Raw genomic sequence first — 25,161 nt, 5'->3', positions numbered from 1 at the left:
GGACTCGCGGCTGATCCGAGCCGCGAGCTCCGTCCGCCCTCAGGCGCTTTTCCATCCCTGCCAGAGGCTCAGCGCGGAGACTGCGACCAGAAGCAGTCCGGCACAGCGGCCGACAAAGGCCGTCGCATCGGGATTGGCGACGAGAAGATCGCGGCTGCGGCCGGCGGTCATCGCCAGCGTGCCGTAAATCGCGAACTGGGTGGCGATCGTCATGGCGCCCATGATCAGGCCCTGCCTCCAGACCGGGCCAAATTCCGGCCTCAGGAACTGCGGATAGACGGCGAACATGAAGATATAGGCCTTGGGATTGATCAGACAGGTGACGGCGCCCTGGCGGAAGGCGCGCCAGCCGGAGCGCGCTGTCGCCGGCCCGACCGCCTCGACGGTGATCGAACTGCGCATCAGCGAAATGCCGATCCAGATCATATAGGCGACGCCGGCAAAGAGCAGCACGTTGAAAAGCTGCGGCAGCATGGTGACGAGCACACCGACGCCGGCCGCGCCATAGGCCGAATGCACGGCCCCGCCGGCCATGATGCCGCCGGTTGCCGCCAGTCCCCGGCGGATACCGCCGGTCAGCGCATTGGCGAGCACGAAAAGCATGTCCATACCCGGCACGATGATGATGCCGAAGAGAAGGGTGAAGAAGAGCCAGAGGTTTTCGTGGTAATTCATGTCAGTTGACGCCTTTTTGTCCCGGGGGTCGTGTCGAAAGACCCTGATAGATTTCAATCCGATAGGCGGCTCTATACGCAAACCCAACTGACAGTGTATTGTCAGGAGCGTGAGGGATGGGAGAGGCAAAATGCGCAAGGCCTCGCGGCTTTTCGAGATCATTCAGATCCTGCGGCTCGCCAGAAAACCGATGACGGCGGCTGCGATGGCCGAGACGCTCGAAGTGACGGTGCGCTCGATCTATCGCGATATCGCCGCGCTGCAGGCGATGCGCGTACCGATCGAGGGCGGGCGCGGCATCGGCTACATCATGCGGCCGGGATTCGACCTCCCGCCGCTGATGTTTTCGATCGAGGAGATGGAGGCGATCGTGCTGTCGCTGGCGCTGCTCGAACGCACCGCCGACGAAGAGCTGAAGCAGGCCGCCCGCCGGGTCAACCAGAAGATCGCAGTCGCCGTGCCGCCGCCGCTGCGCCAGGCGATGGACAGCAAGGCGCTTTATGCCTGGGGCTCGACCGCGCAGCCGGCCGGCTTCGACCTTGCAATCGTGCGCCGGGCGATCCGCGACGAATGCAAGCTGATGCTCGCCTACCGCGACGAGCTCGGCCGCGCGAGCGAGCGGACGATCCAGCCGATCGCGCTGATCTACTATTCGCAGACCGCCAATATCGTCGCCTGGTGCGAGTTGCGCCAGGCGATTCGCAATTTCCGCAGCGACCGGGTGGAGCGCTGCACGGCAACCGAGGATTTCTTCAAGGGTGATGGCGACAGGCTGCGGGAGCTCTGGACGAGCGGGTGGACGGAGAAGGCTGTGGTGGGGTGAAAATGTGAGGCCTGAGAACGCCGCCTGCCCCTCATCCGCCTGCCGGCACCTTATCCCCGCACGCGGGGCGAAGGGGGATAGCCGTGAGCTCTCCGTTCCCCCACAGACCTCTCGCAGGGCATGTCCCCTCGCCCCGTTTACGGGGAGAGGGCTAGGGTCATATGCGCTAGGTTAGGCGGGCATTTAGATCGTCGCATTGTTTTCGGCGTCGGCGTGACGACTCACAAAAGTTACGCCGACTTCGGGTGAAGACATTACAGACAGCCTGCCACAGCAGTGGTCCGCGGATGGCGTCGTAGACGGTACTCAGGGCCATCTTCATGAGACGCCAGCGCGACGGGCTTGCCTTTGGGATTGGCGTGTCCAGAGGGGGAAGAGTCCGGGACCTGCCCGGCAATCTGTTCAGCGATGATGGCAACGATCAGTCTGGCGCAGATCCATGCCCGCGCCAGTTCCGGTTTCTTGGCCGGCAGATTGTCGAGGCCGGCCAAGCTCTTGAACCGTTTGAACGCCAACTCGATCTGCCAGCGGAAACGATAGAGGGTGAGAATATCGGCTGGCGGAAAGGTGGTGATCGGCAGCGAGGTCAGCAGCAGAATGTATTTCGCCGCCTCCAGACTGCGCGGATCGGGTTGTTTGCCGCGCTTGCTGGCGGCCTTGAGCAGGCGCTGCTGCTCGGCTTCCACCTGTTGCGGATCCTTGCGCCGGACAACGAGGCGCAGAAGCAGTGGCGCCGTCACCCTCACGCCTTCGTGGATACGGACCGTCAGTTCACTTTCCTGCTCCTGCTGAGCGGCGAGCGCGGCAAACAGATCAAAGGGCTCGCCGTTCGTATGCAGCAGCCGCAACGAGTTCCAGCCGGTCCGCACGATGAAGTCTGCACCGGCATCGATCACGGGCCGCAGGTCGCGCGGCCTTGCATAGTAGCGATCGGCCAGCACGATATCACCGGGTGCGTAGGTCAGGCGCTGGAGGTTTTCGGCACCGTGAATGTCGGTCAACTCAAGCTGATCGACCTGAGCCGTTGCCAGGTCGTAGCCGACATGCAGCCGCCATGACGTGCGGTCGGCACCTGGGTGACAGATCGACGTTCCGTCGAGCGCACGCAAGCGATATCCCGCCCAACGCCCCGCCGGCACTTTGGTCTGTTCGGCAATCAGCGCGGCCACGATGTCGCCAAGCCAAGGGGCTGCTTTGCACAGCCGCTCAAGCAGCGACGGGTCGGACAGCCGCGCGATCCCGCTCGCCTCGGCCCATGCACAGGTCTCGCGCAACGACATGCCAAGGCCGCCATAGGCAAGCGCCAGCCGCAACAGCGTCTCGGCGTTCTTGATTTCCCGCACCCGCGTGAAGGCACCGCGCAACCGCGCCGTTGCTTCCAAGTCAAAACCAGCCGGAAGCCGCGCGCTCACTTCCGGCCAATGATCCAAAATCTCAGGACGAATCTTCATCCCAAGCTTGAATCATAAGCAGATTCATCATGTCCAGAGCTAAACCTAGCGCATATGAGGGCTAGGGTGAGGGGCAGCCATCCGCACGAACCGGGCGTGCGAACCGTCACCTAATAAACCAGCGTCCGACTCTCCTCGCGGCCGAAGCCGCGGATTTCGATTCGGTCGGGGTGGACGTCGACGATGGCGAAGGCGTTTTCAGCCTCGGTGTCGACCACGCCCTTGAAATTGACGAAGTGGCAGGTGCCTGCCTTGCCGTAATTGCCGACGTGATCGTGGCCGTTGAGATAGGCGACGACATTACCCTGCGAGGCAAGCAGCGCGACGATGCGCTCGCTGTCCCACATGCCGTGCTCACTCGGCGGATGCACGGGATAGTGATTCATGACGATCACCTTTTCGCCGGCCGCAGCCGCCCCTGCGATTTGATCGCCAAACCAGGCGAACTGCGCGTCGCTCAGCGCAGCGTTCCACCGATGCGCATTCCTGGCGCCGTTCGCCTCCAGCGCTGCCAGCATTTGCGCGGCAAGGACGCGGTGCGGATGGCCTTCGGGCGGCGCGAAGGTGCTGACCTCGTTGCCGTCGAGCACGATGAAGCGCCAGCCGTGGCGGGAAAAGCTGTAATAGGGCGACGGCATGCCGAGACGTACGGCGACTTCGGTCAGATGCCCGGCGGCGACGGAAAAATCGTGATTGCCCAGCAGGAAGAGCGCCTCGTGCCGGAGCTTCTCGTAAACCGGCAGGATATCGTCGAAACTCCTGAAGCTGCGGTCGATGACATCGCCGAGCGTCATGACGAAGCTCAACTCCCAGCCGTTGAAGACCTCGATCGCCTCGGCGAGTTTGGCGAGGCTGTTGGCATAGTAGCGGTCCATCGCCGCATGCGGCGGAATGGCCGCATATTGCGGATCGGCAATGATGCCGAAGCGGAAGAGGGGAAGAGCGGACATGGACATGAGGCGTGGCTAGGATCGGTCGGTAACAGGGGTATGACGACGGGATGTGAAAACAAACACCCGGCGTTCGGGGGAACGCCGGGTGCAAAATCAAACAAGCCGAGAGACCGCCGCCGATGGCGGCAGCCTCGCACCGCTTACTTCGTGGCTTCTTCGTAGCGTTCCAGGACGTAGTCCCAGTTGATCAGGCTGTCGACGAAGGCTTCGAGATATTTCGGGCGGGCGTTGCGATAGTCGATGTAATAGGAGTGCTCCCAGACGTCGACGCCGAGGATCGGGGTGGCGCCGTGAACCAGCGGGTTCTCGCCGTTCGGGGTCTTGGAGATTTCGAGCTTGCCGTTCTTGACGGAAACCCAGGCCCAGCCGGAGCCGAACTGGGTGGCGCCGGCATTGGCGAAATCGGCCTTGAACTTGTCGTAGCCGCCGAGATCGGAAGCGAAGGCTGCTTCGAGCTTGCCCGGCAGCTTATTGCCGCCGCCGCCCTTCTTCATCCACTTCCAGAAATGGATGTGGTTGTAGTGCTGGGCAGCGTTATTGAAGAGGCCGGCATTGGTGCCGAAGGACTTCTTCACGACGTCTTCGAGCGAGAGGTCGGAGAGACCGGCTTCAGCGGCGAGCTTGTTGCCGTTGTCGACATAGGCCTTATGGTGCTTGTCGTGATGAAACTCCAGCGTTTCCTTCGACATGAAGGGAGCAAGCGCTTCGTAATCATAGGGAAGTTCAGGCAATTCGAAAGCCATGTCAGATCTCCTCTTGGCAATAGATTGCGTCTCGGCAGGTGAGGCGGAACATAGGAGGGGAAGCACGGAGAGGCAACCGGCGAAATATCAAAAAACGCGCCGCCGGAGGAAAATTTGCCTCACTTTCCAGGCTGGAGTTGCGCTTGCGAATTGCCCGGACAAATCACTGGGGATGCCGCCCGCGAAAACCGCTTCGCCGCCATTGAGATCAACGGAGATCCGATATGAACAGGAATATAATCCCGCTTCTGGCCATCGCCGCGCTGCCTTTCCTTTCAGTTACGGCGCACGCCTCCTCGGATGAGGCCTGGAAAGAGCTGGCGGCAGATGTCGAGGCCAAGTGCAAGAAGGCGGCTGTCGCGATCGAGACGCCGAATGCTGCTGTCGATCCCTTCGGCACGCCCCATTACGGGCTCGCTTTGCTGACCGGCAAACCGAAGGGCGCCAAGGGACTGGTCGCCCAGATCTGCATCTATGACAAGCAGACGAAGTCGGTCGAGATCGGCAGCGAGCTGGACGCCGAAAAGCTCGGGATCATGCCGGCAAAATAGGCTGATGCAGGCCGCCTGCCGCGGCAGTTTGTGTCTTCCATCACATTCCGAGTGGAACCGGAACCTGCTCTCGGGAGTTGAGGACTGGGCTTCAGGGAGGGGCGGCATGTCAGGGCTTGGCAACAGCGCGGAAGATCAGCAGAAAATCTATCGGCGCTGGGCACCGGTCTATGACCGCGTCTATCGCGGCATCCTGCGCGATGGCCACCGCAAGCTTGCCGCACTCGCAGCCGCGGCCGGGCCCGATATACTGGAGATCGGCGTCGGCACCGGGCTGACGCTCGGGCATTACCCGCGAGGTTGCCGGGTGACCGGCATCGATATTTCCGAACACATGATCGCGCGGGCCCGCCAAAAGGCGAAACGCGAGAATCTTGCGCATGTGCAGGCGCTCGAGGTGATGGATGCGCATGCGCTCATCTTTGCCGACCGGTCTTTCGATGCGGTCAGCCTGCCCTTCGTCATCACGCTCATCCCCGAACCCGAACGGGCACTGGACGAATGCGCCCGGGTGCTGAGGCCCGGCGGCGAGATCATCCTCGCCAGCAAGCTCGGCGACGGCGCCGGTCTGCAGGGCGCGATCGAGACGGCGGTGGCGCCCCTGATGCGTCACATCGGCTGGTCCTCCGCCTTCCGCCTCCACCGCATCCTCGCCTGGGCCGAGCGCCGCGGCGATTTTGCCGCTGCCGAGGTCCTGCCGGTCTTCCCGAACGGCTTTTTCAAAATCGTCCGGCTGAAGCAGCGCGGGCTTACCTCGTGAGAGAACTGGCCTCCTGAGAAACTGGCCGCCTGAGACCGGAAGTTTTTCCCCGCGTCGCCTGTTCTGATGCTACCGTTCGTGAGGGGGCCGCATGACATCGGATTTCTTCTTTTTCATCGTCGTGGGCTTTTGCGCGCAGATCGTCGACGGCGCACTCGGCATGGCCTTTGGCGTGTTGTCGACGACGAGCCTTCTCGCCTTCGGCGTGCCGGCGGCCAATGCCAGCGCCATGACGCATGTGGCGGAAATGTTTACGACCGCCGCTTCGGGCCTCTCGCATGCCTATCATCGCAACGTCGATTGGCGCCTGGTGGCGCGGCTCGCACCGGCCGGCATGATCGGCGGCGCGATCGGGGCTTATCTGCTTGCCAATATCGACGGCAAGACGATCGCGCCCTTCGTCTCGGCCTATCTGATCGCGATCGGCCTGCTGATCCTCTACAAGGCGTTTCGCTCACCGCCGAAACGGGATGTCCGCGATTGGATCGTGCCGCCGGTCGGGCTTTGCGGCGGCCTGCTCGATGCGATCGGCGGCGGCGGATGGGGGCCTGTCGTCACCAGCACGCTCGTCAGCCGCGGCCATGATCTGAAACGGGTGATCGGCTCGACCAACTTTACCGAATTTGCGGTGACGCTGACGATTTCGCTGACCTTCGTCGTCACGCTCGGCTGGTCGGAGCTCAATTCGGCGATCGGCCTGATCATCGGCGGCGTCATCGCCGCCCCTTTCGGCGCCCTCCTCGTCAAGCGGCTGCCGGTGCGGGCGCTGATGGTGGCGGTGTCGATGATCATCATCATGACGTCGGCAATGCGGATCTTCTAAGCCGCTGGGTCGAGGTCATAAATTCCGGCCGAAATAGACCTCCACGGAGGTGATCCTGTCGCCACGGAAGCGCAGGCTCTCCATGTTGGCGAAGCTGGCGCCGTCCAGTTTTTCGGCGCGGTAGCGAACAGCAGCCTCGTCGCCGTCGACCGCCAGGAATTCGATCTCGATCGTACGGAAGACCGGCTCCTTCGGCCAGCAGCGCTTGAAATAGGCCGCCCGGTCGATGTGGTCGTCGCGCGGACTGGAGAAGGCGAAATCCTCTGTCAGCATGGCGCCGACAAGGTCCTTGCGATCGGCGAGATAGGCGGTGTAGAGATCGCGGACAGTCTGTTGCCTGGATCGCATCTCGTTCATGGCAAAATCCTCCGATTATCCGATTGCATTATGCAATCGGTTATCTTTTACCACTTTCACCCGAGATGATCCAGCTTGCGGCGCAACTGCGCCCGCAGGATCGATGCCGAGGCAAGAATGACCGACACGCAAGCAGGCTCGATCTACTGGAGGCGCAACCTTGCCGTCTCGCTGATCGGCTCCTTCACCACGATCGTGGCGATGACGCTGCTACTTCCCTTCCTGCCACTTTATGTCGAAGAACTCGGCGTGACCGATCATGCGGCGATCGTGCAATGGTCGGGCATTGCCTATGGCGCCACCTTCCTGGCGGCCGCTCTCGTCGCGCCGCTCTGGGGGCGGCTCGGCGATATCTATGGCCGCAAGCTGATGCTGGTGCGTGCCAGCCTCGGCATGACGGTGGCGATCTCGCTGATGGGCATGGCCGGCAATGTCTGGCAGCTGGCAGCGCTGCGCCTCTTCGTCGGGCTTGCCGGCGGTTATTCCTCCGGCTCGATGGTGCTGGTGGCGACGCAGACGCCGAAGGACCGTTCGGCCTGGGCGCTCGGCGTGCTCTCTTCCGGAATCATGGCCGGCAATCTCGTCGGGCCGCTCGTCGGCGGCGTACTGCCTGCGGTCATCGGCATCCGCGGCACCTTTCTCGCCGCCGGGGCGATGATCTTCCTCGCCTTTCTCGCCACCACCCTGCTGATCAAGGAAGAGAAATCTCCGGCCCGCAAACAGGCGGCCAAGGCAAGCGGCGGCTGGAAATCCGTTGCCGACAAGCGACCTGTGATCGCGATGCTGGCGACCGGCATGCTCTTGATGTTCGCCAATATGTCGATCGAGCCGATCATCACCGTCTATGTCGCGCAGATCGTGCCGGCGGCCGATCAGGTGACGATGATATCGGGTCTCGTCATGTCGGCCGCCGCGCTTGGCAGCATTCTTTCGGCCTCCCGACTCGGCAAGCTCGCCGACAGGATCGGCCACTGGCCTGTCATCTCCGGCGCGCTTGCCGTTGCCGGGCTGCTGCTGATCCCGCAGGCCCTCGTTACCAGCTCCTGGCAGCTGATCATGCTGCGGTTCCTGATGGGTGCAGCCCTCGGCGGGCTGCTGCCCTGCATTACCGCCGTGATCCGCCACAACGTCCCGGACAGTGCGGCCGGCGCCATTCTCGGGCTTTCCATTTCCTCGCAATATGTCGGCCAGGTCGCCGGTCCTGTTCTCGGCGGCTTCGTCGGCGGGCATATCGGCATGCGCTCGGTTTTCCTCGGCACGTCGCTGCTGCTTCTGGCCGGCGCTGCCTATGCCTGGATCGTGCGGCCGAGGGACGCCAAGGCATCAAACATGCCGGTTCCCGCAGATCAGCTCGACGCCTGAGCGGGCGATCGCCTCCAGCACCTCACGGCTGTCGCCGGCCCGAGCGCGCACCGCAAGCGAATGCATGACGGCGGAGGCGAGCCTTGCCAGCATCTGCGGATCGGCGCCTTCGGCAAGTTCGCCGCGTTCCACGGCAAGGTGCATGCGCTTTTCGATCTCGCCGTCGAAATCGCTGAGGCTGCGGCCGAGCACCTCGCGCACCCGTTCACGCTCGACCGCTTCGACGGTCGCCGTGCCGATCAGCAGACAGCCGCGGGCGGCCGTTTCACCGTGTAGATAGACCGCCAGTGCGCTTTCATAGACGCGGGCGAGATTGTCGCGCAGTGGCAGCGACGGGTCGAGCGCTTGGGCCAGTGCATCCATGCCGTCCTGCCGATAACCTTCCAGCGTATCGAGATAGAGATCCTCCTTGTCGCCGAAGGCTCCGTAGAGGCTCGGGCGGTTGAGGTTGGTCGCCGCGCTCAGATTATCGAGCGAGGCGGCGGCGAAGCCCCGGTCCCAGAAGACATCCCGCGCCTTGCCGAGCGCTGCCTTGGCGTCGAAAGTCCTCGGGCGGCCGCGCTTCTTCTCATCCTTCATATTTTGTACCGTTTCGCATTAAATTCTTGACGAAGTCTATTTTATGCGAAACAGTACAGATGTTCAATGATATCGAACAGGCGGCTTCGACCGCCTGCATGAGAGAGGAAATTGCCATGAAACTCTATATGAACGCCGCGGCCTGCTCGCTTTCACCGCATATCGTCTGCCGGGAGCTGGGGCTCGACATCGAGCTCGTCGAGGTCGACCGGGAAACCCAACGGACGAGCGACGGCAAGGACTATCTCGCCATTAACGGCAACGGCTATGTGCCGGCGCTGATGCTCGACGACGGCAAGGTGCTGACGGAGGGACCGGCGATCGCGCAGTTCCTCGCCGACAGCGTGCCGCAAGGCGCCGCGATGCTGCCCGAGGTCGGCAACCTCAGACGCAACGAGGTGCAATCCTATCTGAATTTCATATCCGCCGAACTGCACAAGCCGATGGTGCTGCTGTTCGAGCCGGCTTATGCCAGCGTGCATGCGCAGATCCGCGCCCAGGTCGCAAAGCGGCTTTCCTGGCTGAGCGGCCGTTTTGCCGGACCCTATCTGACCGGCGAGGCCTTCACCGTGGCGGACGCCTATCTCTTCGTCTGCCTGAACTGGTCGCCCTGGACGCAGATCAATCTCAAGCAATGGCCGGCGCTGCACGGTTTCATGGCCCGCGTGGCGGCACGCCCGAAGGTGCGCGAAGCGCTGCGCGCCGAAGATCTCCAGGCCTTCGACGTCGACGGTGTCTATTTCGCGCCGAATGCCTATCTCGCCTCGTCGGACTGGACGGGTTCGCCGGTGCAGCCCTGAGCGTGTCCCTCAGAGCGCGTTGACGGCCACCGGCAGAGCGCGCTTGTGGGCGGTCGCCCGATAGGCGGCGAGGATGCGGCGGCGGGCGATCTCGCCGACCGGCTTGCCTTCGAGGAAATCGTCGATCTCGTCGTAGCTGACACCATAGGCCTCCTCGTCGGGGCGCAGTGGCCGCTGATCCTCGAGATCGGCGGTGGGCACCTTGAACACCAGCTCATCAGGAGCGCCGAGCCGCTTGGCGAGCAGGCGCACGCGGCGCTTGTTGAGGCCGGCGAGCGGCAGGATATCGGCGGCGCCATCGCCGAATTTGGTGAAGAAGCCCATGACCGCCTCGGCGGCGTGGTCGGTGCCGATCACCAGGCCGCCGAGCGCGCCGGCGAGCGCAAACTGGGCGATCATGCGCTGGCGGGCCTTGATGTTGCCGAGGATGAAATCCTGCCGGCCGGCATCGGCAAATGCGAGGCCGCCGTTCCGAGTGGCGGCCAGCATCGCATCCGCCGCCGCCTTGATGTTGACCACCATCGTGCGATCGGCACCGATCGTTTCAAGCGCCCTCGCCGCATCGGCCTCATCCGCCTGGATGCCGTAGGGAAGCCGCACGGCAATGAATTCCGCCGCATGGCCGCTGGCCCGCAGTTCGCGCACCGCCTTCTGGGCAATCAGTGCCGCCGTCAGCGAATCGACGCCGCCGCTGATGCCGAGGACATAGCCGCGCATGCCCGACGCCACGAGATAATCCTTGAGGAATTCGGTTCGCCGCTCGATCTCACGCTCGGGATCGATATCAGCGGCAACGCCCAGCTCACGGATGATTTCGCCTTGTTCATCGGACAGCACGGTCATGGGATTCTCCTCGGTGTTGTGGGGTTCGCGGGGCACTATGGCGGAAAGATGCGAGAAGGGTAAGGTGTGTGGCACCCCCCTCTGCCCTGCCCGGCAGAGGGGGGTGCTACCGGCACCTACCTTGCGATCGTAAACAACTCCGCCGGCTCGGCAAAACCCTTCAGCCGATGCGCCCCGGCGGAGATGGTATCCCCTGCCCCGGCCTCTTCGCGGAAGGGTGCCGACATCAGCAAGGGCTCGCCCAACTCGCTGCAGGCGGCCTGGATGCGGCTGACGAGATTGACGTCGCGGCCGATCAGGGTGAAGTCGAGGCGGAGGCCGGAGCCGATATTGCCGTAGCTGACCTCACCATAATGCAGGGCGATGCCGGCCTTCACGCCGATGCCTTCATACCGGAAATGATCGATCTCATGGAGGATGGCACGGGCCGAGGCGAGAGCGGCGCCGCAGGAATGGGTGGCATCGTAACCCGGGAAGAAGGCGAGCACGGCATCGCCCATGAATTTCAAGAGTTCGCCGCCCTCGCGGGTGATCGCCGGGACGATCCTGTCGAAATAGGCATTGAGCAGGCCGAGCACGGTGCTGCCGGGCAGCCGGTTCGACAGTTCGGTGAAGCCTCTGAGATCGCAGAGCAGCAGGGCCGCCTGCATCGATTCTACCTCGTCCCGGCGGATGCGGCCGGCCAGAATCCGGCTTGCCGTCAGCGGGCCGATATAGGTATCGAGCAGGCTGAGCTCGACCTGGCGCAGGATGCGCAGCTCGCTGGCGTTGCGCAGCGCCGGCAGGATGCGCTCGATCAGTTGCTGCTCGGCTGCCGTGAAGCCGCCCGGCCGCCTGGTGGCGAAGACGGCGGCGCTGACCGGGCCGTCGACATTGCAGAGCGGCGCGATCACGAGTTGCATCAGGCCGCGATCGGCAAAGACATCGATATGCTGCCAGCGGCCATGGGCGCTTTCACTGATGCCGACGACCAGCGGCTCGCGGGTTTCCATCACCTTGCGCAGCGGCGTGTTTGATATGGCGACCCGGGCGCCGTGTTCCCGATCGTGGATCTCCACCGGCTCGCCCGGCGCCCAGGCGACGGTGCGGCCGATAAGCTCGGGATGCAGCGTCATCAGATGCAGGGTCAGCCGGTCGACCGGCAGGCCGAGGGCCTGAAGCCTGCGGCCGAGGCCGGAGACGAGGCCTGCTTCGTCGAGCGCGTGGCATTCGTCACCGGAAAGCCATTCGATGACCGAGAGCAGCGCGCCGGTGCTGACTGCATTGCCGGCCGCCTTTGGCTGAGGGATCGCAGTCGTCATGGCTATCTCCTCCTGCATTTAATGGGCGCCGCCGCCGGAGATTTGACCGGGCTTTTTGAGAAGCAGGCTTGCGAGCAGGGCAACGACGAGGGCGACGCCGAGCAGGAAGAAGGTGTCGCTGAAGGCCATGATATTGGCCTGTTTACGGATTTTGAGCGCGATGGCGACGATGGCCTTGTGGCCGGCGAGCGCCTGATCGCTGACACCGTGGCTCATGAAATAGGCCGTCAGCCTGGCAATGCGATCGCGCGTGGCTTCCTCGAAAACCGAGACCGAATTGGTCAGGATATTCGAGTGGAACTGTTCGCGCTTCGACAGGAAGGTCTGCAGCGAGGCGATGCCGACGGCGCCGCCGAGATTGCGCATCATGTTGAAGAGGGCGGACGCCGAACCCGCATTCTCCTGCTCGATGCCCGCCGTGGCGATCGCCGAGAGCGGCGTGAAGACCAGCGCCTGGCCGATGGCGCGGACGATGTTCGGCCAGAACAGCTGGTCGCTCGCATAATCGCCGGTCATATGCACATTCATGAAATTCGAGGCGGCAAAGAGCGCAAAACCGACGGCGATCAGCAGGCGGACGTCGAAACGCTTCATCAGGCGCGGCACCAGCGGGATCAGCAGCAGCTGCGGAATGCCGGTCCAGGCCAGAACCATGCCGATCTGCTCGGAATTATAGCCCTGGATGCGGGTGAGATAGATCGGCAGCACGAAGACCGACCCGTAAAGCGCAATGCCGAGCAGGAAGTTCGCTGCGATGCCGAAGCCGAAATTGCGCCGCACCAGCAGTCGCAGGTTCAGCAGCGGATGGGCGGTCTTCAGCTCGATGACGATGAACAAGGTCAGCGAGACGGCGGCGACAACAGACAGGCGGAGGATGAAATCCGAGCCGAACCAGTCTTCCTTGTTACCCTCTTCCAGCACGGTCTGAAGTGCTGCCAGGCCGATCGCCATGGTGACGATTCCAGGCCAGTCGCCCTTGGCAAGCAGCCTCAGGTTCATCGGCGCCCGGTCGAGCGAGGCAAAGAGCATGCCGACCATCAGCGCGCCCGGCACCAGATTGACGTAGAAGATATATTCCCAGCCCCAGTTCTCGGTGAGATAACCGCCGATCGTCGGGCCGATGGCCGGCGCGAAGGTGGCCGACAGGGCAAAGAGGGCAAGGCCGATCGGCTGCTTGGCCTTGGGCAGCAGCGTGATGATGATGGTGAAGGCCATCGGGATCAGCACGCCGCCGGAAAAGCCCTGAATGGCGCGCAGGATGATCATCTGCTGCAGATTGGCGGCAAAAGCACAGGCGACCGAAAAGACGAGGAAGAGGATGGCGTTGGCGAGCAGATAGTTGCGGAGAGAAAAGACCCGCGCCAGCCAGGCGCTGAGCGGAATGACGACGATCTCGGCGATCAGATAGGAGGTCGAGATCCAGCCGCCGTCATCCGTGCCGGCGCCGATGGCGCCCTGGATATCGGCAAGCGAGGCGTTGACGATCTGGATATTGAGGACCGCCATGAAGGCGCCGAGCGTGGAGCCGATGACGGCTGTCCACATGCGCAGCGGGCTGATGGCGGCGGATTGGGCGGGCGCCGCCGCGGCGGGACGCGAGTTGCTGTTTGCAGCGATCTGAAGAGTGGCCATGGCTGATCTCTTTCCGGTTCTCACGGAAAACCTTCTCATGACGGGGTTCGGGTGATCATTGGAGAATGATCGTGATCATTCGGGAAAGGGCGGAAGAATTATCCGGCGTGCCGGGATAATCCTTCCTCGGCCGCAGAGGTCTGCGCGGCCTTGGTATCGATTTCGGGTTCGACCGACATGCCGGAGCGCAACAGGCCGCTCAGAGCCTCGTCGTCGATGACGATCTTGACGGGGATGCGCTGGACGATCTTGGTGAAATTGCCGGTGGCATTGTCCGGCGGCAGCAGCGAGAATTCGAGGCCGCTCGCCGGCGAAACGCTGTCGACATGACCCTTGATCGACATATCGGGAAAGCTGTCGATCTTGATCTCGACCGGCTGGCCGGGACGGACATAAGTCAGCTGCGTTTCCTTGAAATTGGCGACGACATAGACCGCATGCAGCGGCACGACCGCCATCAGCTGCGTGCCCGAGGTGACGTATTGGCCGACGCGGATCGAGCGGGCGCCGACCGTGCCGTCGACGGCGGCGACGATGTAAGTATAGGAGAGGTTGAGTTCGGCCTGCTGGGCGGCGGCTGCCGCGCGGTCGCGCTGGGCAACCGTCTGTTCGCGCTGGGTCTGAAGAACCGGCACCTTATTCTCGGCCGCCACAAGGGCTGCCCAGTCGCGCTCGACGGCGGCGGCGGCCTGGTCGCGGGCCGACTGAGTCTGTTCGGCACGGGATTGCGTGCCGGCGCCGCTGGTGATGAGCCGGGCCGAGCGGGCGGCATCGGAAACGGCAAAATCCAGCGAGGCCTGCGAGGCACCGATCGTCGCCCTCGCCTGCTCGATCACCGACTGCTGCAGGGCGATCTGAGCGTCGATATTGGTGATGGCGGCTTCCGCCGCCTTGAGATCGGCCCTCGCCTGCGCAAGGGCTGCCTGGAAATCGCGGTCGTCGATGCGGGCGAGAACCTGGCCTGCTTTGACCGTATCATTGTCGTTGACCAGTACCTGCTTGATATAGCCGGCAACCTTCGGGGCGACCGTGGTGTAATCGGCCTTCACATAGGCATCGTCGGTGGATTCGATGAAGCGGCCGACCGTCCAATAGCGATAGCCGAAATCGCCCGACAGGACGACGCCGGCAAGCAGTGCTGCGGCAATGACCGCACGCTTGACGGTCCTGCGGCCGGTCCTTGCCTGGGCTTCCGCGGCCGGGACCCCGACGACGGGCGCTTCTGCCACCGGGGCGGTCGGCGCTTCGGCCGCAGGTGCGGCATCAACCTGCCGGGCGGTGTCGAAAACGTCCTTGCGGGGCAACTCAACCATCGTGCTTCTCCTTCAATGCCGGCCTCCGTTTCAGAGGCCTGTTCGATTGAAGGGAAAATGCACCCTGCCGTTCATTGTGATAATCTGCTTATATCGGGAAGGATCATCAACTCTCAGCGGATAATCCGAGGGCAATATGGATCGACTGACAAGCCTTGCCGTCTTTGGCCGGGTGGTGGAATGCGGCGGTTTTTCCGCCGCCGCGCGACGGCTCAACATGTCGGTCACTATGGTGGGCAATCATGTGCAATCGCTGGAGGACCGGCTCGGCGTGCGCCTCCTCAACCGCACGACGCGCAAGGTCAGCCTGACGGAAACCGGCAAATATTATTATGAACGCTCCTCACAGATCCTCTCCGAACTCGACGAGGCGGACCGGACGGCCGGCGCGCTCAGCACCACGCCGCGCGGCACGCTGAAGGTCTATACCAGCAGTTCGATCGTGCGTTTCCTGCTGCCGGTCGTCAGCGAATATATGGCGCTCTATCCGTCGATCTCGCTCGATTTCAGCGTCGGCGAGCGGATGGTCGACATGATCGAGGACGGCTACGATCTGGTGATCCGCACCGTGCCGCCGCCGGATTCGTCGCTCGTCGCCCGCAAGCTGACGCCCTGGCGCCATATGCTCGTCTGCTCGCCGGCCTATTTCGACAGCCGTCCGATGCCGCAAAGACCGGCCGAGGTCGCCGATCACAATTGCCTGCAATATGCCTATTATCCCTATGGCGAGGAATGGCGCTTCGAGGATGGCGAAGGCCGGCAGGAAAGCGTCAAGATCGGCGGCAACGCCATCTCCAACAGCGCCGAGATGCTGCGCTTCCTGACACTGAATGGCCAGGGCATTTTCCTGGCGCCGAGCTTCGTGGTCTTCGACGACATCGCCGAAGGACGGCTGGTGAAGATCATGCCGGACTACCGGCCGATCGAATTCAACATCAACGCCGTCTATCCCAACCGCAGCCATCTGGCGACGAAGGTGCGGCTGTTCATCGACCTGCTTGCGGAGAGATTTGCCGAGCATCGGAAGTGGATGACGTGAGGGGGTAATTTTACATCAGAGGTCGCCCTTCACTGCGACATAGTGGCAGCAGAACCGCTCTGCCCCAAAAATGCCTCGACTTCACTGAACACAATTCGACTATGAAAAACAACGGGATGGTGCGTCGGTTGTGCCCGTAGACACTTGGAATGTTCGGCGAATGGTCATCGCCGCTTGTCTTGGCACCACGTGTGCCGCTTACCATCTCGCGTTGGATTTTTGGCCGCTTGGTTCGGCCAATGGGCTACGAGGGCTCTTCGATCTATTAGGAGGGGCGCTGCTCTTTCTGTCTGTCGTTGGCGTTCTGTTCGTCTGGTTTATCGGCGCATTTATCGCGTTATGTCGTCGTCGTCTCCGTGGAATGGTGAGTCGCCTTGTTGCTATCATCATTGTTCCGGTTTGCTTTGCGACGATGATTACCGTGCCTTTGTTCGATCCTTGGCTATGGTACGTCATTTTCAATAAATCGAGTTTCGAAGCGGCGGCAGCCGCGAGCGGCTCTTCACAGAACGGTACAAAATTTTCGGTCATCGAGGGGCGCGACGTTTCGACAGGGATCGCCGGCATGGGTGACAACCATTTCGTCGCTGTCATTTATTGCGAAAGCGATCCGCACAAACTGGTTTATGGCGACAGCGATGAAGACAAACTGGCATCCAATTCGGTGCTGACGCACCTCTACGGCAATTTCTACAGGCGAAACGAGTACTTCTGACCCACAGGACGAAACGGAAAGCTGTCATCTTTGTTTCACACAGCAGAGATAGGGCGCTGTCCAAATCGGGACCGTGACCCGTGCCCGGCGCGAGTGGGAGACCGATGCCCACGGGGAGCGAACCCATTGGCCGGCTCGTTTCAGCCAGGACGATGTGAGGCGTCTTTCCCGCGCCCAGCCCTGTTGCTGGATAGATTGCGGAGCATCGCAAGTGGATAAATTGATCGGTGCGGGAATGCCCTACCTCAGGTGACCTGCATTAGCCGCCGCTCCGCAACTCTTCCGCAAGCCGGAAATGGCGACTGGCCGTTTCTGCGTCGCCTTTTGCCTGAGCGAGCAGAGCCAAATTGTAGTTCGTACCCGGGTCGTCCGGTTTCAACTGGAGAGCGGCGAGGTAATGACGCTCCGCCGCGGGCAAATCCCCGTTCTCGTGAAGCAGGACGGCGAGATTGTTATGGGCCTCGACATAGTTGGGCCTCGCACGAATAGCTGCACGGTACTCTTCCTTCGCCCTGCGCAGGTCGCCTGGTTCGAGCAGCATGGCATAGTTGTAATGCGCCTCTGCGTAATCGGGCTGATGCTCCAGCGCTCTCACATAATGGGCTTCTGCGTCGGCCGTATCTCCCATTCGCTCCAAGAAGACGCCGTAGTTGTTATTGGCCTCGGCAAAGCCGGGCCGGAGACGAAGGACCTCCCGGTATTGGCAGTGGGTCTCAACCGGGTCGTCATTCGCCTCGAGAAGGCCAGCGTATCGCAGGCGAGCATCCACAAAGTCGGGACGAAGACGAATGGCATCACGATAGTGCGTTTCCGCGCAGCTAATATCGCCCACTTCCTGCAAGAGGATCGCATAATTATAATGGCCTTCGGGATAATTCGGCCAAAGGCGGAGCGCCTCCCGGTAATGCTCGGCAGCTTCCACGACGTTACCTAGCCTTTTCAGAAGAATTCCGAGATTGTTGTGAGCCTCCGGATATGTTGCACGGAGTTCCAGGGCCTTGCGATAGCAACGCAGTTCTTCTTCCACAGCACCGGCAATACCCGATCCGAGCCCGACCCCTCTCAGGAACCAGTCCTCCGCGGTCATCTTGTCCTCCGGTCTCGCGGCAAGTGCGGCCTGGTCGACGGACACCATCCTGTAGAGCTGGCGACAAGGCAGGAAGTCGCCTTTGAGCTCGAAACTTCCAGCGTCCTCGAAATTATAAACGGGAAGGTCGATAAGCTCGAGAATGGTCTGTGAGATAAATAACGAGTCCGGGTCGGCGCTCGCTTCCACGCGCTTTGCGATATTGATGGCCCGGCCAATCCATGCGTCGTCGTCTGCAATCCTGTAGCATTCGCCGAAATGGCAGCCCACCCGGATGGGAAGATCATGCCCGTGCTGAGATGCGGCCAGGGACCGGCGGCGTTGTTTCCAATACGCGATAAGCTTCAGCGAGAAATGAACTGCGACGTCGGCGGATTCGAAAAGAAAGAGGTGACCATCCCCAGTGAAATTTTCATGCCGCCTGCCGTACTGGCTGGCAAGGGACTGCGACAGGTAGCGATATTCCGTGATGATCCCCGCTGCCGCATCCCGTGAGACATTGTTCCAGACCGCGGAGTGGCGGACGAGGTCGGTGAAGATTACGGCGAAGTAGATACTCATTTCTCTTACCGTCAATCGGCGCTATCATCTTAAAAAATAGGCGCATCGAGGTTGAACTTCATCCAGCATGCAGAAGGAAGCTCATCATGCCACAGTATATGGTCGAAAGACACTTGCCCGGCATCACTCCGCAGCAGCTTTCAGCCGCCGCGGCACGCGCAAAGGTCGTGACTGCCGAAATGACTGAACAAGGCAAGCCCGTCCGGTATCTGCGCTCGACTTTCGTGCCATCGGAAGAGAAGTCTTTTTGCCTCTTCGATGCGCCTTCTGCCGAGCGTGTCGAGGAAGCGAACCAGATCGCGCAACTTCCTTTGCAGCGCATTATCGAAGTCCAGCACATTGCGGCGGATGATCTGGCCTGAGATGTTATTTTCAAGGACGGGCGGCCGCGATCCGCTAAACCCGATCCAAAAGACGGATTAAGACCCGGGCTTGACCCCGGGCCAAGGTGTTGGTGGGCGCAGGGGGGACTTGGATTCCGCGAAGTGATCGATTCACTGGATCGATTGCTCCCGCTTCGCGGGACCTCTCCTCACTCCTCGCTCTCGCTTCTGCCGTGGGCCCAGTTCATGTAGAGTTCCAGCGCCTTGCGGGTGACTGGGCCTTCTTGGAGGTTGCGGTCGTCGAGGCGGATGACGCCGACGACTTTGGAGTAGTTGCCGGTGGTGAAGATTTCGTCGGCGGCAAGGAAATCCTCGACGGAAAGCGTGGTTTCGACGACATCGAAGCCGGCCTTGCGCAAGAGGTAGATGACGCGGGCGCGGGTGATGCCGGCGAGGAATGTGCGGTTGGCGGCCGGCGTCATCACCACGCCGTCGCGCACCAGGAAAACGTTCGAGGAGGCGGTCTCGACGACGTTGCCGTTCAGATCGCGCACCAGCGCATTGTCGAAACCGCGGCTGCGCGCCTCAGTGATCATGCGGCCGCTGTTGGGATAGAGTGAGCCGGTTTTGGCCTCGGTCATCGCGGTTTCCGGCGACGGGCGGCGGTAGGGCGAGACGGTGAGGCTGGTGCCGCCATGGCCGCCCATCGGCGCCTCGAACAGGCAGAGCGCGAAGCGGGTCGATTCGGCATCGACGGAAACGACGCTGCCGGGCGAACCATGCTCGCCCCAATACATCGGCTTGATGTAGATCGGCGTGGCGCCATTGAATTTCGCAACGCCTTCCCAGGCGAGTGCGGCGATTTCCTCGGCCGATTTCACCGGCTTCAGGCCCATGGCGAGCGCGGAGCGGTTGATGCGCTGGCAGTGCAGATCGAGGTCCGGCGCTATGCCGTCGAACCAGCGGGCGCCGTCGAAGACCGTGGAGCCGAGCCACATGGCATGCGAGGTCGGCCCGATCAGCGGCGGATTGCCGGAAAGCCACTCCCCGTCGACATGAGTCCAGGTGGTTGAACGCGGTGATGTATCGACGGCCATGCTGCCCTCCCCTGTAAAGCTCGGAAGCAAAAACCGCCGCAGCGGGCGGGGTCAAGGACAAATCCGGATGGGAAATGCGGAAGCAAGAAAATGCCGGAGGATGGGTCCGGCCCGCAATATTCGTGCGCGACGTCCACGCCTTCAGCGATGGGTGCATCAGCAAAAATGATGGAATGGGATGTTGGAACGGCGGCCTGCCGCGTGCGATCATAGGGAAAAATCGCGGGACAGCAGCAAAGGAAGACGCCTGTGAAAGCCATGTACTACGAAGCCTTCGAACAGGCGCCCGAGATCCGCACCCTTCCCGATCCGACGCCTTCCGAGGACGGCGTCGTCATATCCGTCGGTGCCAGCGGGCTTTGCCGCAGCGACTGGCACGGCTGGATGGGACACGATCCCGATATCCGCCTGCCGCATGTGCCGGGACACGAGCTTGCCGGGCGGGTCGTCGCCACCGGTCGCGGCGTGATGCGCTTCAAGGTGGGCGACCGGGTGACCGTACCGTTCGTTTCCGGCTGTGGCCATTGCGGAGAGTGCCATTCCGGCAACCAGCAGGTCTGCCCGAACCAGTTCCAGCCGGGCTTCACCCATTGGGGCTCCTTCGCCGAATATGTGGCGATCGATTATGCCGACACCAATCTGGTTCATCTGCCGGATACGATCGACGATGCGACGGCGGCCAGCCTCGGCTGCCGCTTCGCCACCTCGTTTCGCGCCGTCGCCGACCAGGCACGCACCGGGCCCGGCGAATGGATCGCCGTGCATGGCTGCGGCGGTGTCGGCCTGTCGGCGATCATGATCGCCACGGCCCTCGGCGCCAATGCGATCGGCATCGACATATCGGAGGAGAAGCTTGCCTTTGCGCGGGAATGCGGGGCCGTGGCCACAGTCAACGCATCAGGCGTCGCCGACGTGGCGGAGGCGGTGCGCGAGATCACCAAGGGCGGCGCGCATGTCTCGATCGACGCGCTCGGCCATCCCGTCACCTGTTTCAACTCGATCAAGAATCTGCGCCGGCGCGGCCGGCATGTGCAGGTGGGGCTGATGCTCGGCGAACATGCCACGCCGCAAATCCCGATGGCTGAGGTGATCGGCCACGAGTTGGAGATCTACGGCAGCCACGGCATGCAGGCCTGGCGCTACGACGCCATGCTGTCGATGCTGGCAGCCGGCAAAATCGCCCCGCAGAAGCTGATCGGACGGCGGATCAGCCTCGAGGAGGCCGTGCCGGCGCTGATGGCGCTCGACAAGGCGGAGGCGACGGGAATCAGCGTGATTACGCGGTTTTCGTAAGGGAGTTCTGCCCTCTCGCCTGTGACAAGCGTGAGAGGCAACCAAGGCGCTGCCACGATTCCGCTTCTCCCCAGCGGGGAGAAGATGCCGGCAGGCAGATGAGGGGGCTACGCGGCAGATCGGTAAATTCGTTGAGCACATGCGAAGGGCAATGATAGGATGTGCCGTGTGGCCCCCATCCGACCCTACGGGCCACCGACCGGGGTCGAGCCGCGGGTCTCGACCCGTCCTTCGGACCCCCGCTGGGGAGAAGAGGGAACCCAGCCGCGACCTTAGTCATCCCATATAATAGTGTCTCACAGGTTCTCCGCGTTGCAACGAACCCTATTCCGCCACCCCAATCGAGGCAAGATAGGCAGCAGAGGCCGGGATTTTCGATTTGTCCTTGATCTCGACGATCAGGCGCGGATTGCTGTCGAGCTTGCCAAGGGCTTCAAAGACGGCGCGCCAGTGGATCGAGCCTTCGCCGAGGCTCCAGTGACGATCGGCATAGCCGTCGGCATCCTGCAGGTGGACGTGCTGCAGGCGGTTGCCGGCGGCCTTGACGTAATAATCCACCGGCGGCGCACCGGTGTAACCATGAGCGTAATGGGCGTGGCCGGTATCGATCGAGACGGCGACGGCGGGCGAATGGAAGCTGTCGGCGAGCGCCACGCGGATATGCGGATCCTTGTCCTCGATGTTTTCGAGAACCATGGTGCAGCCGATATCCTCGGCGCGCCTGACGGCGTCGCGCAACGTCAGATGTACGCGCTCGACCAGATCCGCGCGGGCGCCGTCATTATTGTCGAGATTGTTGTAGGACCACGAGGTGTAAGGGCTGTGGACGACCATCTGCGTCGCACCGATGGCGGCGCAGACATCGAGGCCCTGCAACAGGCGGCGACTGACGACGGCGCGAATGTCGGGATCGTGCGAAGCGATGGTAAAGCCCCAGAACGGGCCGTGAATGCCCAAGCGGCCGCTATGGCCGTCGAGAAGCCTGCGCGCGTGTGCGGCGAGCAGCGCCCAGTCGCCATTCAGGACCTCCGCATCGACGAAGCTCTGCAATTCGAGATCGCGCGGCTTTTCGAACAGCCAGTCGCGGTGAATCTCGACTTCATCGAGCGTCATGGCGGCGCCGACGACGGGAAGAGAAGACATGAATGCGCTCCATCGATGAATGCCGGCGATCAATGCCGGCAATGAATGCCGGCGCGGCGTGAAGGGACGGCCGGAACAGCCGCCGCGTTCTATGCGCCCCTTCTGTGTCGGCGGTATTACAGGCTGAGAGCCTTCGAAGGCCGGCAGTTCGACGATCAGGAGCTTTTGCCGCAGCCCGGCAGGTCTTGCGAAAAGGCCTCGCCGCACCGATATCGGGGGCGATCGGCTTCCCGACCTCTATATCGCGGTGGTTGCCAAAGGCGGCGCAAAGGCTTATCGGCTGCGCCCGCAAGAAAAGCCAACAAGAAAAAGCCTGCAAGAAGAAAGAGACATGATGTCCAACTCATTTGTGAACGTGCATGCCGGTGAAGAGACGGGTGACGAGGCGAAGCGCTTCTTCGTCCTCGGCGAAAGGATCGAGCGGCGGCTCCGCATCCGCGGAAACTGGCTCAATCTCTTCGACGTCACCGTACCACCGGGCAGCCGGACGCCGAGACATGCGCATGCGAGCCCTGAGGTGTTCCGCATCCTCGAGGGGTGCCTGACGATCTGGCGCCAGACCGACAACGGTCCCGAAGAGATCGAGGCCGGCGCCGGCGACATCGTCAGCATTGCCCCCTTCATGGTGCACGGCTATGCCAACCGCGGAACCGTCCCCGCCGTCTTTTCCGCAGTCGTCGATCGTGACATGGCGGAATTCATAGAAGAGGAAGGCGCGACCGAGCCACCGAAGGCCCGCCCTTCTGCGGAAACCATCGCCCGGATGACGGCGGCCGCCAATGCCTATGGGATTACGATCCTGGCAGCTTGACGGTGCGGGGCTGGCGGGCGGCCTTCTTTTCGTGCTGTGTCAACCATAATGGAATTGCGCCCATGGCGGGCGTCGCCAACTGGTGTAGCGTGACGATCACAACCGGCCAGGCTTGCGCTGGCAAGGCGGCCAGCCCGCCTGCATGAGGTGCTCGGAATGATTAGACGCAGAGCGCAGATGGGATTTCGTCGACCAGAGCCGTGAAATCGCTGGGAATCTCATCGACCTCTTCCAGCTTCCCATCCAAAATCAGGCCTTATTAGCCAACGGAAAGAGGGGGCTTTTCCTCCTGGTTCAGAAGTCTGATGCTCGAGCCGCCGAATGCCTGAAATGAAACTCAATTACCTTGACTTTGAGGTCTGCGGCTACGCCATAACATGCGTTCGCCGCCGTTTCGAAACTGTCACATCAATGCGGTAAAAGGATTTTCGCCCGACGCCTCTTGCGCCGGATCGGTTTCATCGCCAAAATTGCGCCATGCCTGACAGCGACCCATCCAGTATAAGCTCCGCCCGTTCCAACCGGGACCTTCCGGCCGAAGACGCGGGCGGTGACTGTAGACGGCGTGATGATTCCAGCCGCGCCTTGGGTCTATCACCGCGCGTGCCGAGAGGGCCGTTTTCTCAAATTTTGCCGCCGACAGGCCTGATATGGCCGGCTTTCTCGTGCAGGCGGCATATGATTTCCACTTCAAAGGCGCGGTCTTACGTGACGACGACCCCGCCCCGCCGTGTCGCCTGACGCGGCATTACAACCTCAACGAATAGGGTCCCTGTGTTTCTGGAAATTGGAATTGTGGCGTTTCTCACCATCCTCAATGGTGTGCTCGCCATGTCGGAGCTGGCCGTCGTGTCTTCGCGGACGGCCCGCCTGAAAGTTCTTGCCGACAACGGCAGCAAGGGTGCGGCCCAAGCGATCAAGCTTGCCGAAAACCCCGGGCGTTTTCTCTCGACGGTGCAGATCGGCATCACGTTGGTCGGTGTTCTCTCCGGTGCTTTCTCAGGCGCGACCCTCGGGGGCCGCCTGACCGGATGGCTGGAAGCCCAGGGGATGTCATCGACGGCCGCCGACGCTATCGGCGTCGGTTCGGTCGTCGTCGCAATCACCTATCTCTCCTTGATCGTCGGCGAACTTGTTCCCAAGCAGATCGCGCTGCGAGAACCCGAAGCGGTTGCGGCGAAGGTCGCGCCGGCGATGGCGGTGCTTTCAAAAATTGCCCTGCCCCTCGTCTGGCTTCTGAACGCCTCGGGAAATCTTGTGCTCAAGCTTCTCGGCCAGGCGGGAAAAGGTGGCGACAATGTCTCCGACGAGGAGATCAAAACGGTTCTCGCCGAGGCGCAGTCGGCCGGCGTCATCGAAAGCGAGGAGTCGGCGATGATCTCAGGCGTCATGCGGCTGGCGGACCGCACCGCCCGTGCGCTGATGACGCCCCGGCGCGACGTCGAAATTATCGATATCGACGACAGCCTCGATGAAATCCGCACGCAATTGCACCGGACGAAACGGTCGCGCCTGCCGGTTCGCAAAGGCAGTTCGGACGAGGTGATCGGCATCCTTCCGGTCAAGGATTTTTACGACTCGATGTCCGAACACGGCAGTGCCGACATCAAGGCCCTGACGCAGGACGTACCTGTGGTTTCAGACCTTTCAACCGCGATCAACGTGATCGAAGCCATCCGGAAATCACCTGTTCACATGGTGCTGGTTTTCGACGAATACGGCCATTTCGAGGGGATTGTTTCGTCGGGCGACATTCTGGAAGCGATCATGGGGGCTCTGCAGGAGGGACCTGTCGACGAACAGGCCATCGCTCGCCGCGACGACGGTTCCTACCTGGTGTCCGGCTGGACGCCGATCGACGAATTCGCCGAATTCCTGAATCTCAAGCTCGATGATGATCTCGAATATCAGACGGTGGCCGGCCTGGTGCTGGAAGAGCTGAAACACCTGCCGGAATTGGGCGAGAGTTTCACGAGAGACGGATGGCGCTTCGAAGTCATCGATCTCGATGGGAGGCGTGTGGACAAGATACTCGTGTCTGCGGAGTGACGGTCGGCGGGTGCCTTCGTTTCCGGCCGCAACATCTGAGATTGGCATCCAGCACAGGAATGATTTGGAAGCAGGAG

25 protein-coding genes are annotated in these 25,161 nt (G+C 62.2%); 12 read left to right on the top strand and 13 right to left on the bottom strand.

All coding sequences use genetic code 11. The annotated features are described in order from the left end of the window. Positions 1-39: 39 nt before the first annotated feature. The gene (locus RHEC894_RS06045; RefSeq protein WP_085736618.1) at positions 40-675 is read right to left on the bottom strand and encodes a LysE family translocator; all 636 of its coding nucleotides are present in this window, start codon (positions 673-675) and stop codon (positions 40-42) included. 130 nt (positions 676-805) lie between these two features. Between RHEC894_RS06045 and RHEC894_RS06040 the strand changes: the two genes are divergently transcribed. After that, a complete protein-coding gene (locus tag RHEC894_RS06040; protein ID WP_085736617.1) occupies positions 806-1,498 on the top strand; it encodes a YafY family protein in 693 nt (230 codons plus the stop codon). A gap of 254 nt (positions 1,499-1,752) precedes the next feature. Here RHEC894_RS06040 and RHEC894_RS06035 read toward each other — a convergent pair whose 3' ends face one another. From RHEC894_RS06035 to RHEC894_RS06025, 3 genes are all read right to left on the bottom strand, one after another. Continuing rightward, positions 1,753-2,949, bottom strand: coding sequence for an IS4 family transposase (locus RHEC894_RS06035; RefSeq protein WP_085736616.1), 1,197 nt, complete (start codon positions 2,947-2,949; stop codon positions 1,753-1,755). A 110-nt stretch (positions 2,950-3,059) separates the two neighbouring features. Then, positions 3,060-3,905, bottom strand: a complete 846-nt coding sequence (locus tag RHEC894_RS06030; RefSeq protein WP_085736615.1) for a metallophosphoesterase — start codon at positions 3,903-3,905, stop codon at positions 3,060-3,062. A gap of 137 nt (positions 3,906-4,042) precedes the next feature. Beyond that, complete coding sequence (locus tag RHEC894_RS06025; RefSeq protein ID WP_003569477.1) at positions 4,043-4,645, bottom strand: superoxide dismutase; 603 nt, start codon at positions 4,643-4,645, stop codon at positions 4,043-4,045. Positions 4,646-4,869: 224 nt separating this feature from the next. Between RHEC894_RS06025 and RHEC894_RS06020 the strand changes: the two genes are divergently transcribed. The 3 genes from RHEC894_RS06020 to RHEC894_RS06010 all read left to right on the top strand — a co-directional run bounded on the left by RHEC894_RS06020 (position 4,870) and on the right by RHEC894_RS06010 (position 6,779). Further along, on the top strand, positions 4,870-5,196 hold the full coding sequence (locus RHEC894_RS06020) for a hypothetical protein (RefSeq protein WP_085736614.1): 327 nt from the start codon (positions 4,870-4,872) through the stop codon (positions 5,194-5,196). A 106-nt stretch (positions 5,197-5,302) separates the two neighbouring features. Beyond that, on the top strand, positions 5,303-5,956 hold the full coding sequence (locus tag RHEC894_RS06015; protein ID WP_085736613.1) for a class I SAM-dependent methyltransferase: 654 nt from the start codon (positions 5,303-5,305) through the stop codon (positions 5,954-5,956). A gap of 91 nt (positions 5,957-6,047) precedes the next feature. Then, positions 6,048-6,779: a sulfite exporter TauE/SafE family protein gene (locus tag RHEC894_RS06010; protein ID WP_010067669.1), complete on the top strand. Its 732-nt coding sequence runs from the start codon at positions 6,048-6,050 to the stop codon at positions 6,777-6,779. Positions 6,780-6,794: 15 nt separating this feature from the next. Here the strand turns inward: RHEC894_RS06010 and RHEC894_RS06005 are convergent, their stop codons facing one another. Beyond that, on the bottom strand, positions 6,795-7,136 hold the full coding sequence (locus RHEC894_RS06005) for a nuclear transport factor 2 family protein (RefSeq protein WP_010067670.1): 342 nt from the start codon (positions 7,134-7,136) through the stop codon (positions 6,795-6,797). Positions 7,137-7,253: 117 nt separating this feature from the next. Between RHEC894_RS06005 and RHEC894_RS06000 the strand changes: the two genes are divergently transcribed. Beyond that, entirely contained in the window at positions 7,254-8,498 is a 1,245-nt protein-coding gene (locus tag RHEC894_RS06000; RefSeq protein ID WP_085738871.1) for an MFS transporter, read from the top strand. On the opposite strand, the gene RHEC894_RS05995 is transcribed toward RHEC894_RS06000, so the two are convergent. Beyond that, positions 8,460-9,077: a TetR/AcrR family transcriptional regulator gene (locus tag RHEC894_RS05995; RefSeq protein ID WP_085736612.1), complete on the bottom strand. Its 618-nt coding sequence runs from the start codon at positions 9,075-9,077 to the stop codon at positions 8,460-8,462. The two genes, RHEC894_RS06000 and RHEC894_RS05995, sit on opposite strands and share 39 nt — an antisense overlap. A 116-nt stretch (positions 9,078-9,193) precedes the next feature. Between RHEC894_RS05995 and gstA the strand changes: the two genes are divergently transcribed. Beyond that, positions 9,194-9,877 carry a glutathione transferase GstA gene (gene gstA / locus RHEC894_RS05990; RefSeq protein WP_085738872.1) on the top strand — a complete coding sequence of 228 codons (684 nt, stop codon included), beginning with the start codon at positions 9,194-9,196 and terminating at the stop codon, positions 9,875-9,877. A gap of 9 nt (positions 9,878-9,886) precedes the next feature. Here the strand turns inward: gstA and nadE are convergent, their stop codons facing one another. From nadE to RHEC894_RS05970, 4 genes are all read right to left on the bottom strand, one after another. Then, positions 9,887-10,720, bottom strand: coding sequence for an ammonia-dependent NAD(+) synthetase (nadE, locus tag RHEC894_RS05985; RefSeq protein ID WP_085736611.1), 834 nt, complete (start codon positions 10,718-10,720; stop codon positions 9,887-9,889). A 116-nt stretch (positions 10,721-10,836) separates the two neighbouring features. Next, on the bottom strand, positions 10,837-12,021 hold the full coding sequence (locus RHEC894_RS05980; protein ID WP_085736610.1) for an adenylate/guanylate cyclase domain-containing protein: 1,185 nt from the start codon (positions 12,019-12,021) through the stop codon (positions 10,837-10,839). Between the two features lie 18 nt (positions 12,022-12,039). After that, positions 12,040-13,653, bottom strand: a complete 1,614-nt coding sequence (locus RHEC894_RS05975; protein ID WP_085736609.1) for an MDR family MFS transporter — start codon at positions 13,651-13,653, stop codon at positions 12,040-12,042. Positions 13,654-13,751: 98 nt separating this feature from the next. Then, positions 13,752-14,966: an HlyD family secretion protein gene (locus tag RHEC894_RS05970; protein WP_085736608.1), complete on the bottom strand. Its 1,215-nt coding sequence runs from the start codon at positions 14,964-14,966 to the stop codon at positions 13,752-13,754. 136 nt (positions 14,967-15,102) lie between these two features. On the opposite strand from RHEC894_RS05970, the gene RHEC894_RS05965 reads away from it, so the two are divergent. Together RHEC894_RS05965 and RHEC894_RS05960 are read left to right on the top strand one after the other, a co-directional pair. Beyond that, positions 15,103-16,005: a LysR family transcriptional regulator gene (locus RHEC894_RS05965; RefSeq protein ID WP_085736607.1), complete on the top strand. Its 903-nt coding sequence runs from the start codon at positions 15,103-15,105 to the stop codon at positions 16,003-16,005. A 160-nt stretch (positions 16,006-16,165) separates the two neighbouring features. Then, positions 16,166-16,720, top strand: a complete 555-nt coding sequence (locus tag RHEC894_RS05960) for a hypothetical protein (protein ID WP_085736606.1) — start codon at positions 16,166-16,168, stop codon at positions 16,718-16,720. Between the two features lie 259 nt (positions 16,721-16,979). On the opposite strand, the gene RHEC894_RS05955 is transcribed toward RHEC894_RS05960, so the two are convergent. Next, on the bottom strand, positions 16,980-18,368 hold the full coding sequence (locus RHEC894_RS05955; RefSeq protein ID WP_010069749.1) for a tetratricopeptide repeat protein: 1,389 nt from the start codon (positions 18,366-18,368) through the stop codon (positions 16,980-16,982). 86 nt (positions 18,369-18,454) lie between these two features. Between RHEC894_RS05955 and RHEC894_RS05950 the strand changes: the two genes are divergently transcribed. Next, entirely contained in the window at positions 18,455-18,730 is a 276-nt protein-coding gene (locus tag RHEC894_RS05950) for a DUF4242 domain-containing protein (RefSeq protein WP_003587811.1), read from the top strand. A 170-nt stretch (positions 18,731-18,900) separates the two neighbouring features. On the opposite strand, the gene RHEC894_RS05945 is transcribed toward RHEC894_RS05950, so the two are convergent. Beyond that, the gene (locus tag RHEC894_RS05945) at positions 18,901-19,788 is read right to left on the bottom strand and encodes a branched-chain amino acid aminotransferase (RefSeq protein ID WP_010069747.1); all 888 of its coding nucleotides are present in this window, start codon (positions 19,786-19,788) and stop codon (positions 18,901-18,903) included. Positions 19,789-20,037: 249 nt separating this feature from the next. Between RHEC894_RS05945 and RHEC894_RS05940 the strand changes: the two genes are divergently transcribed. After that, the gene (locus tag RHEC894_RS05940) at positions 20,038-21,081 is read left to right on the top strand and encodes a zinc-dependent alcohol dehydrogenase family protein (protein WP_010069746.1); all 1,044 of its coding nucleotides are present in this window, start codon (positions 20,038-20,040) and stop codon (positions 21,079-21,081) included. A gap of 324 nt (positions 21,082-21,405) precedes the next feature. On the opposite strand, the gene RHEC894_RS05935 is transcribed toward RHEC894_RS05940, so the two are convergent. After that, positions 21,406-22,224, bottom strand: a complete 819-nt coding sequence (locus tag RHEC894_RS05935; RefSeq protein WP_085738870.1) for a sugar phosphate isomerase/epimerase family protein — start codon at positions 22,222-22,224, stop codon at positions 21,406-21,408. Between the two features lie 331 nt (positions 22,225-22,555). Here RHEC894_RS05935 and RHEC894_RS05930 point away from each other — a divergent pair, with 331 nt between their 5' ends. Beyond that, the gene (locus tag RHEC894_RS05930) at positions 22,556-23,035 is read left to right on the top strand and encodes a cupin domain-containing protein (RefSeq protein ID WP_010069744.1); all 480 of its coding nucleotides are present in this window, start codon (positions 22,556-22,558) and stop codon (positions 23,033-23,035) included. A gap of 774 nt (positions 23,036-23,809) precedes the next feature. After that, a complete protein-coding gene (locus RHEC894_RS05925) occupies positions 23,810-25,084 on the top strand; it encodes a hemolysin family protein (RefSeq protein WP_085736605.1) in 1,275 nt (424 codons plus the stop codon). Positions 25,085-25,161 lie beyond the last annotated feature (77 nt).

Source organism: Rhizobium sp. CIAT894, assembly GCF_000172795.2.
In the GTDB taxonomy this organism is placed as follows: Bacteria; Pseudomonadota; Alphaproteobacteria; order Rhizobiales; family Rhizobiaceae; genus Rhizobium.
Note: the sequence above shows the minus strand (reverse complement) of the source record. Positions and strands in the feature narration are given on the sequence as shown.

Excerpts from the sequence above, each read along its gene's own strand:
- RHEC894_RS06045 (WP_085736618.1), bottom strand. The coding sequence starts at position 675 with ATGAATTACCACGAAAACCTCTGGCTCTTCTTCACCCTTCTCTTCGGC.
- RHEC894_RS06040 (WP_085736617.1), top strand. The coding sequence starts at position 806 with ATGCGCAAGGCCTCGCGGCTTTTCGAGATCATTCAGATCCTGCGGCTC.
- RHEC894_RS06035 (WP_085736616.1), bottom strand. The coding sequence starts at position 2,949 with ATGAAGATTCGTCCTGAGATTTTGGATCATTGGCCGGAAGTGAGCGCG.
- RHEC894_RS06030 (WP_085736615.1), bottom strand. The coding sequence starts at position 3,905 with ATGTCCATGTCCGCTCTTCCCCTCTTCCGCTTCGGCATCATTGCCGAT.
- RHEC894_RS06025 (WP_003569477.1), bottom strand. The coding sequence starts at position 4,645 with ATGGCTTTCGAATTGCCTGAACTTCCCTATGATTACGAAGCGCTTGCT.
- RHEC894_RS06020 (WP_085736614.1), top strand. The coding sequence starts at position 4,870 with ATGAACAGGAATATAATCCCGCTTCTGGCCATCGCCGCGCTGCCTTTC.
- RHEC894_RS06015 (WP_085736613.1), top strand. The coding sequence starts at position 5,303 with ATGTCAGGGCTTGGCAACAGCGCGGAAGATCAGCAGAAAATCTATCGG.
- RHEC894_RS06010 (WP_010067669.1), top strand. The coding sequence starts at position 6,048 with ATGACATCGGATTTCTTCTTTTTCATCGTCGTGGGCTTTTGCGCGCAG.
- RHEC894_RS06005 (WP_010067670.1), bottom strand. The coding sequence starts at position 7,136 with ATGAACGAGATGCGATCCAGGCAACAGACTGTCCGCGATCTCTACACC.
- RHEC894_RS06000 (WP_085738871.1), top strand. The coding sequence starts at position 7,254 with ATGACCGACACGCAAGCAGGCTCGATCTACTGGAGGCGCAACCTTGCC.
- RHEC894_RS05995 (WP_085736612.1), bottom strand. The coding sequence starts at position 9,077 with ATGAAGGATGAGAAGAAGCGCGGCCGCCCGAGGACTTTCGACGCCAAG.
- gstA (WP_085738872.1), top strand. The coding sequence starts at position 9,194 with ATGAAACTCTATATGAACGCCGCGGCCTGCTCGCTTTCACCGCATATC.
- nadE (WP_085736611.1), bottom strand. The coding sequence starts at position 10,720 with ATGACCGTGCTGTCCGATGAACAAGGCGAAATCATCCGTGAGCTGGGC.
- RHEC894_RS05980 (WP_085736610.1), bottom strand. The coding sequence starts at position 12,021 with ATGACGACTGCGATCCCTCAGCCAAAGGCGGCCGGCAATGCAGTCAGC.
- RHEC894_RS05975 (WP_085736609.1), bottom strand. The coding sequence starts at position 13,653 with ATGGCCACTCTTCAGATCGCTGCAAACAGCAACTCGCGTCCCGCCGCG.
- RHEC894_RS05970 (WP_085736608.1), bottom strand. The coding sequence starts at position 14,966 with ATGGTTGAGTTGCCCCGCAAGGACGTTTTCGACACCGCCCGGCAGGTT.
- RHEC894_RS05965 (WP_085736607.1), top strand. The coding sequence starts at position 15,103 with ATGGATCGACTGACAAGCCTTGCCGTCTTTGGCCGGGTGGTGGAATGC.
- RHEC894_RS05960 (WP_085736606.1), top strand. The coding sequence starts at position 16,166 with ATGGTCATCGCCGCTTGTCTTGGCACCACGTGTGCCGCTTACCATCTC.
- RHEC894_RS05955 (WP_010069749.1), bottom strand. The coding sequence starts at position 18,368 with ATGAGTATCTACTTCGCCGTAATCTTCACCGACCTCGTCCGCCACTCC.
- RHEC894_RS05950 (WP_003587811.1), top strand. The coding sequence starts at position 18,455 with ATGCCACAGTATATGGTCGAAAGACACTTGCCCGGCATCACTCCGCAG.
- RHEC894_RS05945 (WP_010069747.1), bottom strand. The coding sequence starts at position 19,788 with ATGGCCGTCGATACATCACCGCGTTCAACCACCTGGACTCATGTCGAC.
- RHEC894_RS05935 (WP_085738870.1), bottom strand. The coding sequence starts at position 22,224 with ATGTCTTCTCTTCCCGTCGTCGGCGCCGCCATGACGCTCGATGAAGTC.
- RHEC894_RS05930 (WP_010069744.1), top strand. The coding sequence starts at position 22,556 with ATGATGTCCAACTCATTTGTGAACGTGCATGCCGGTGAAGAGACGGGT.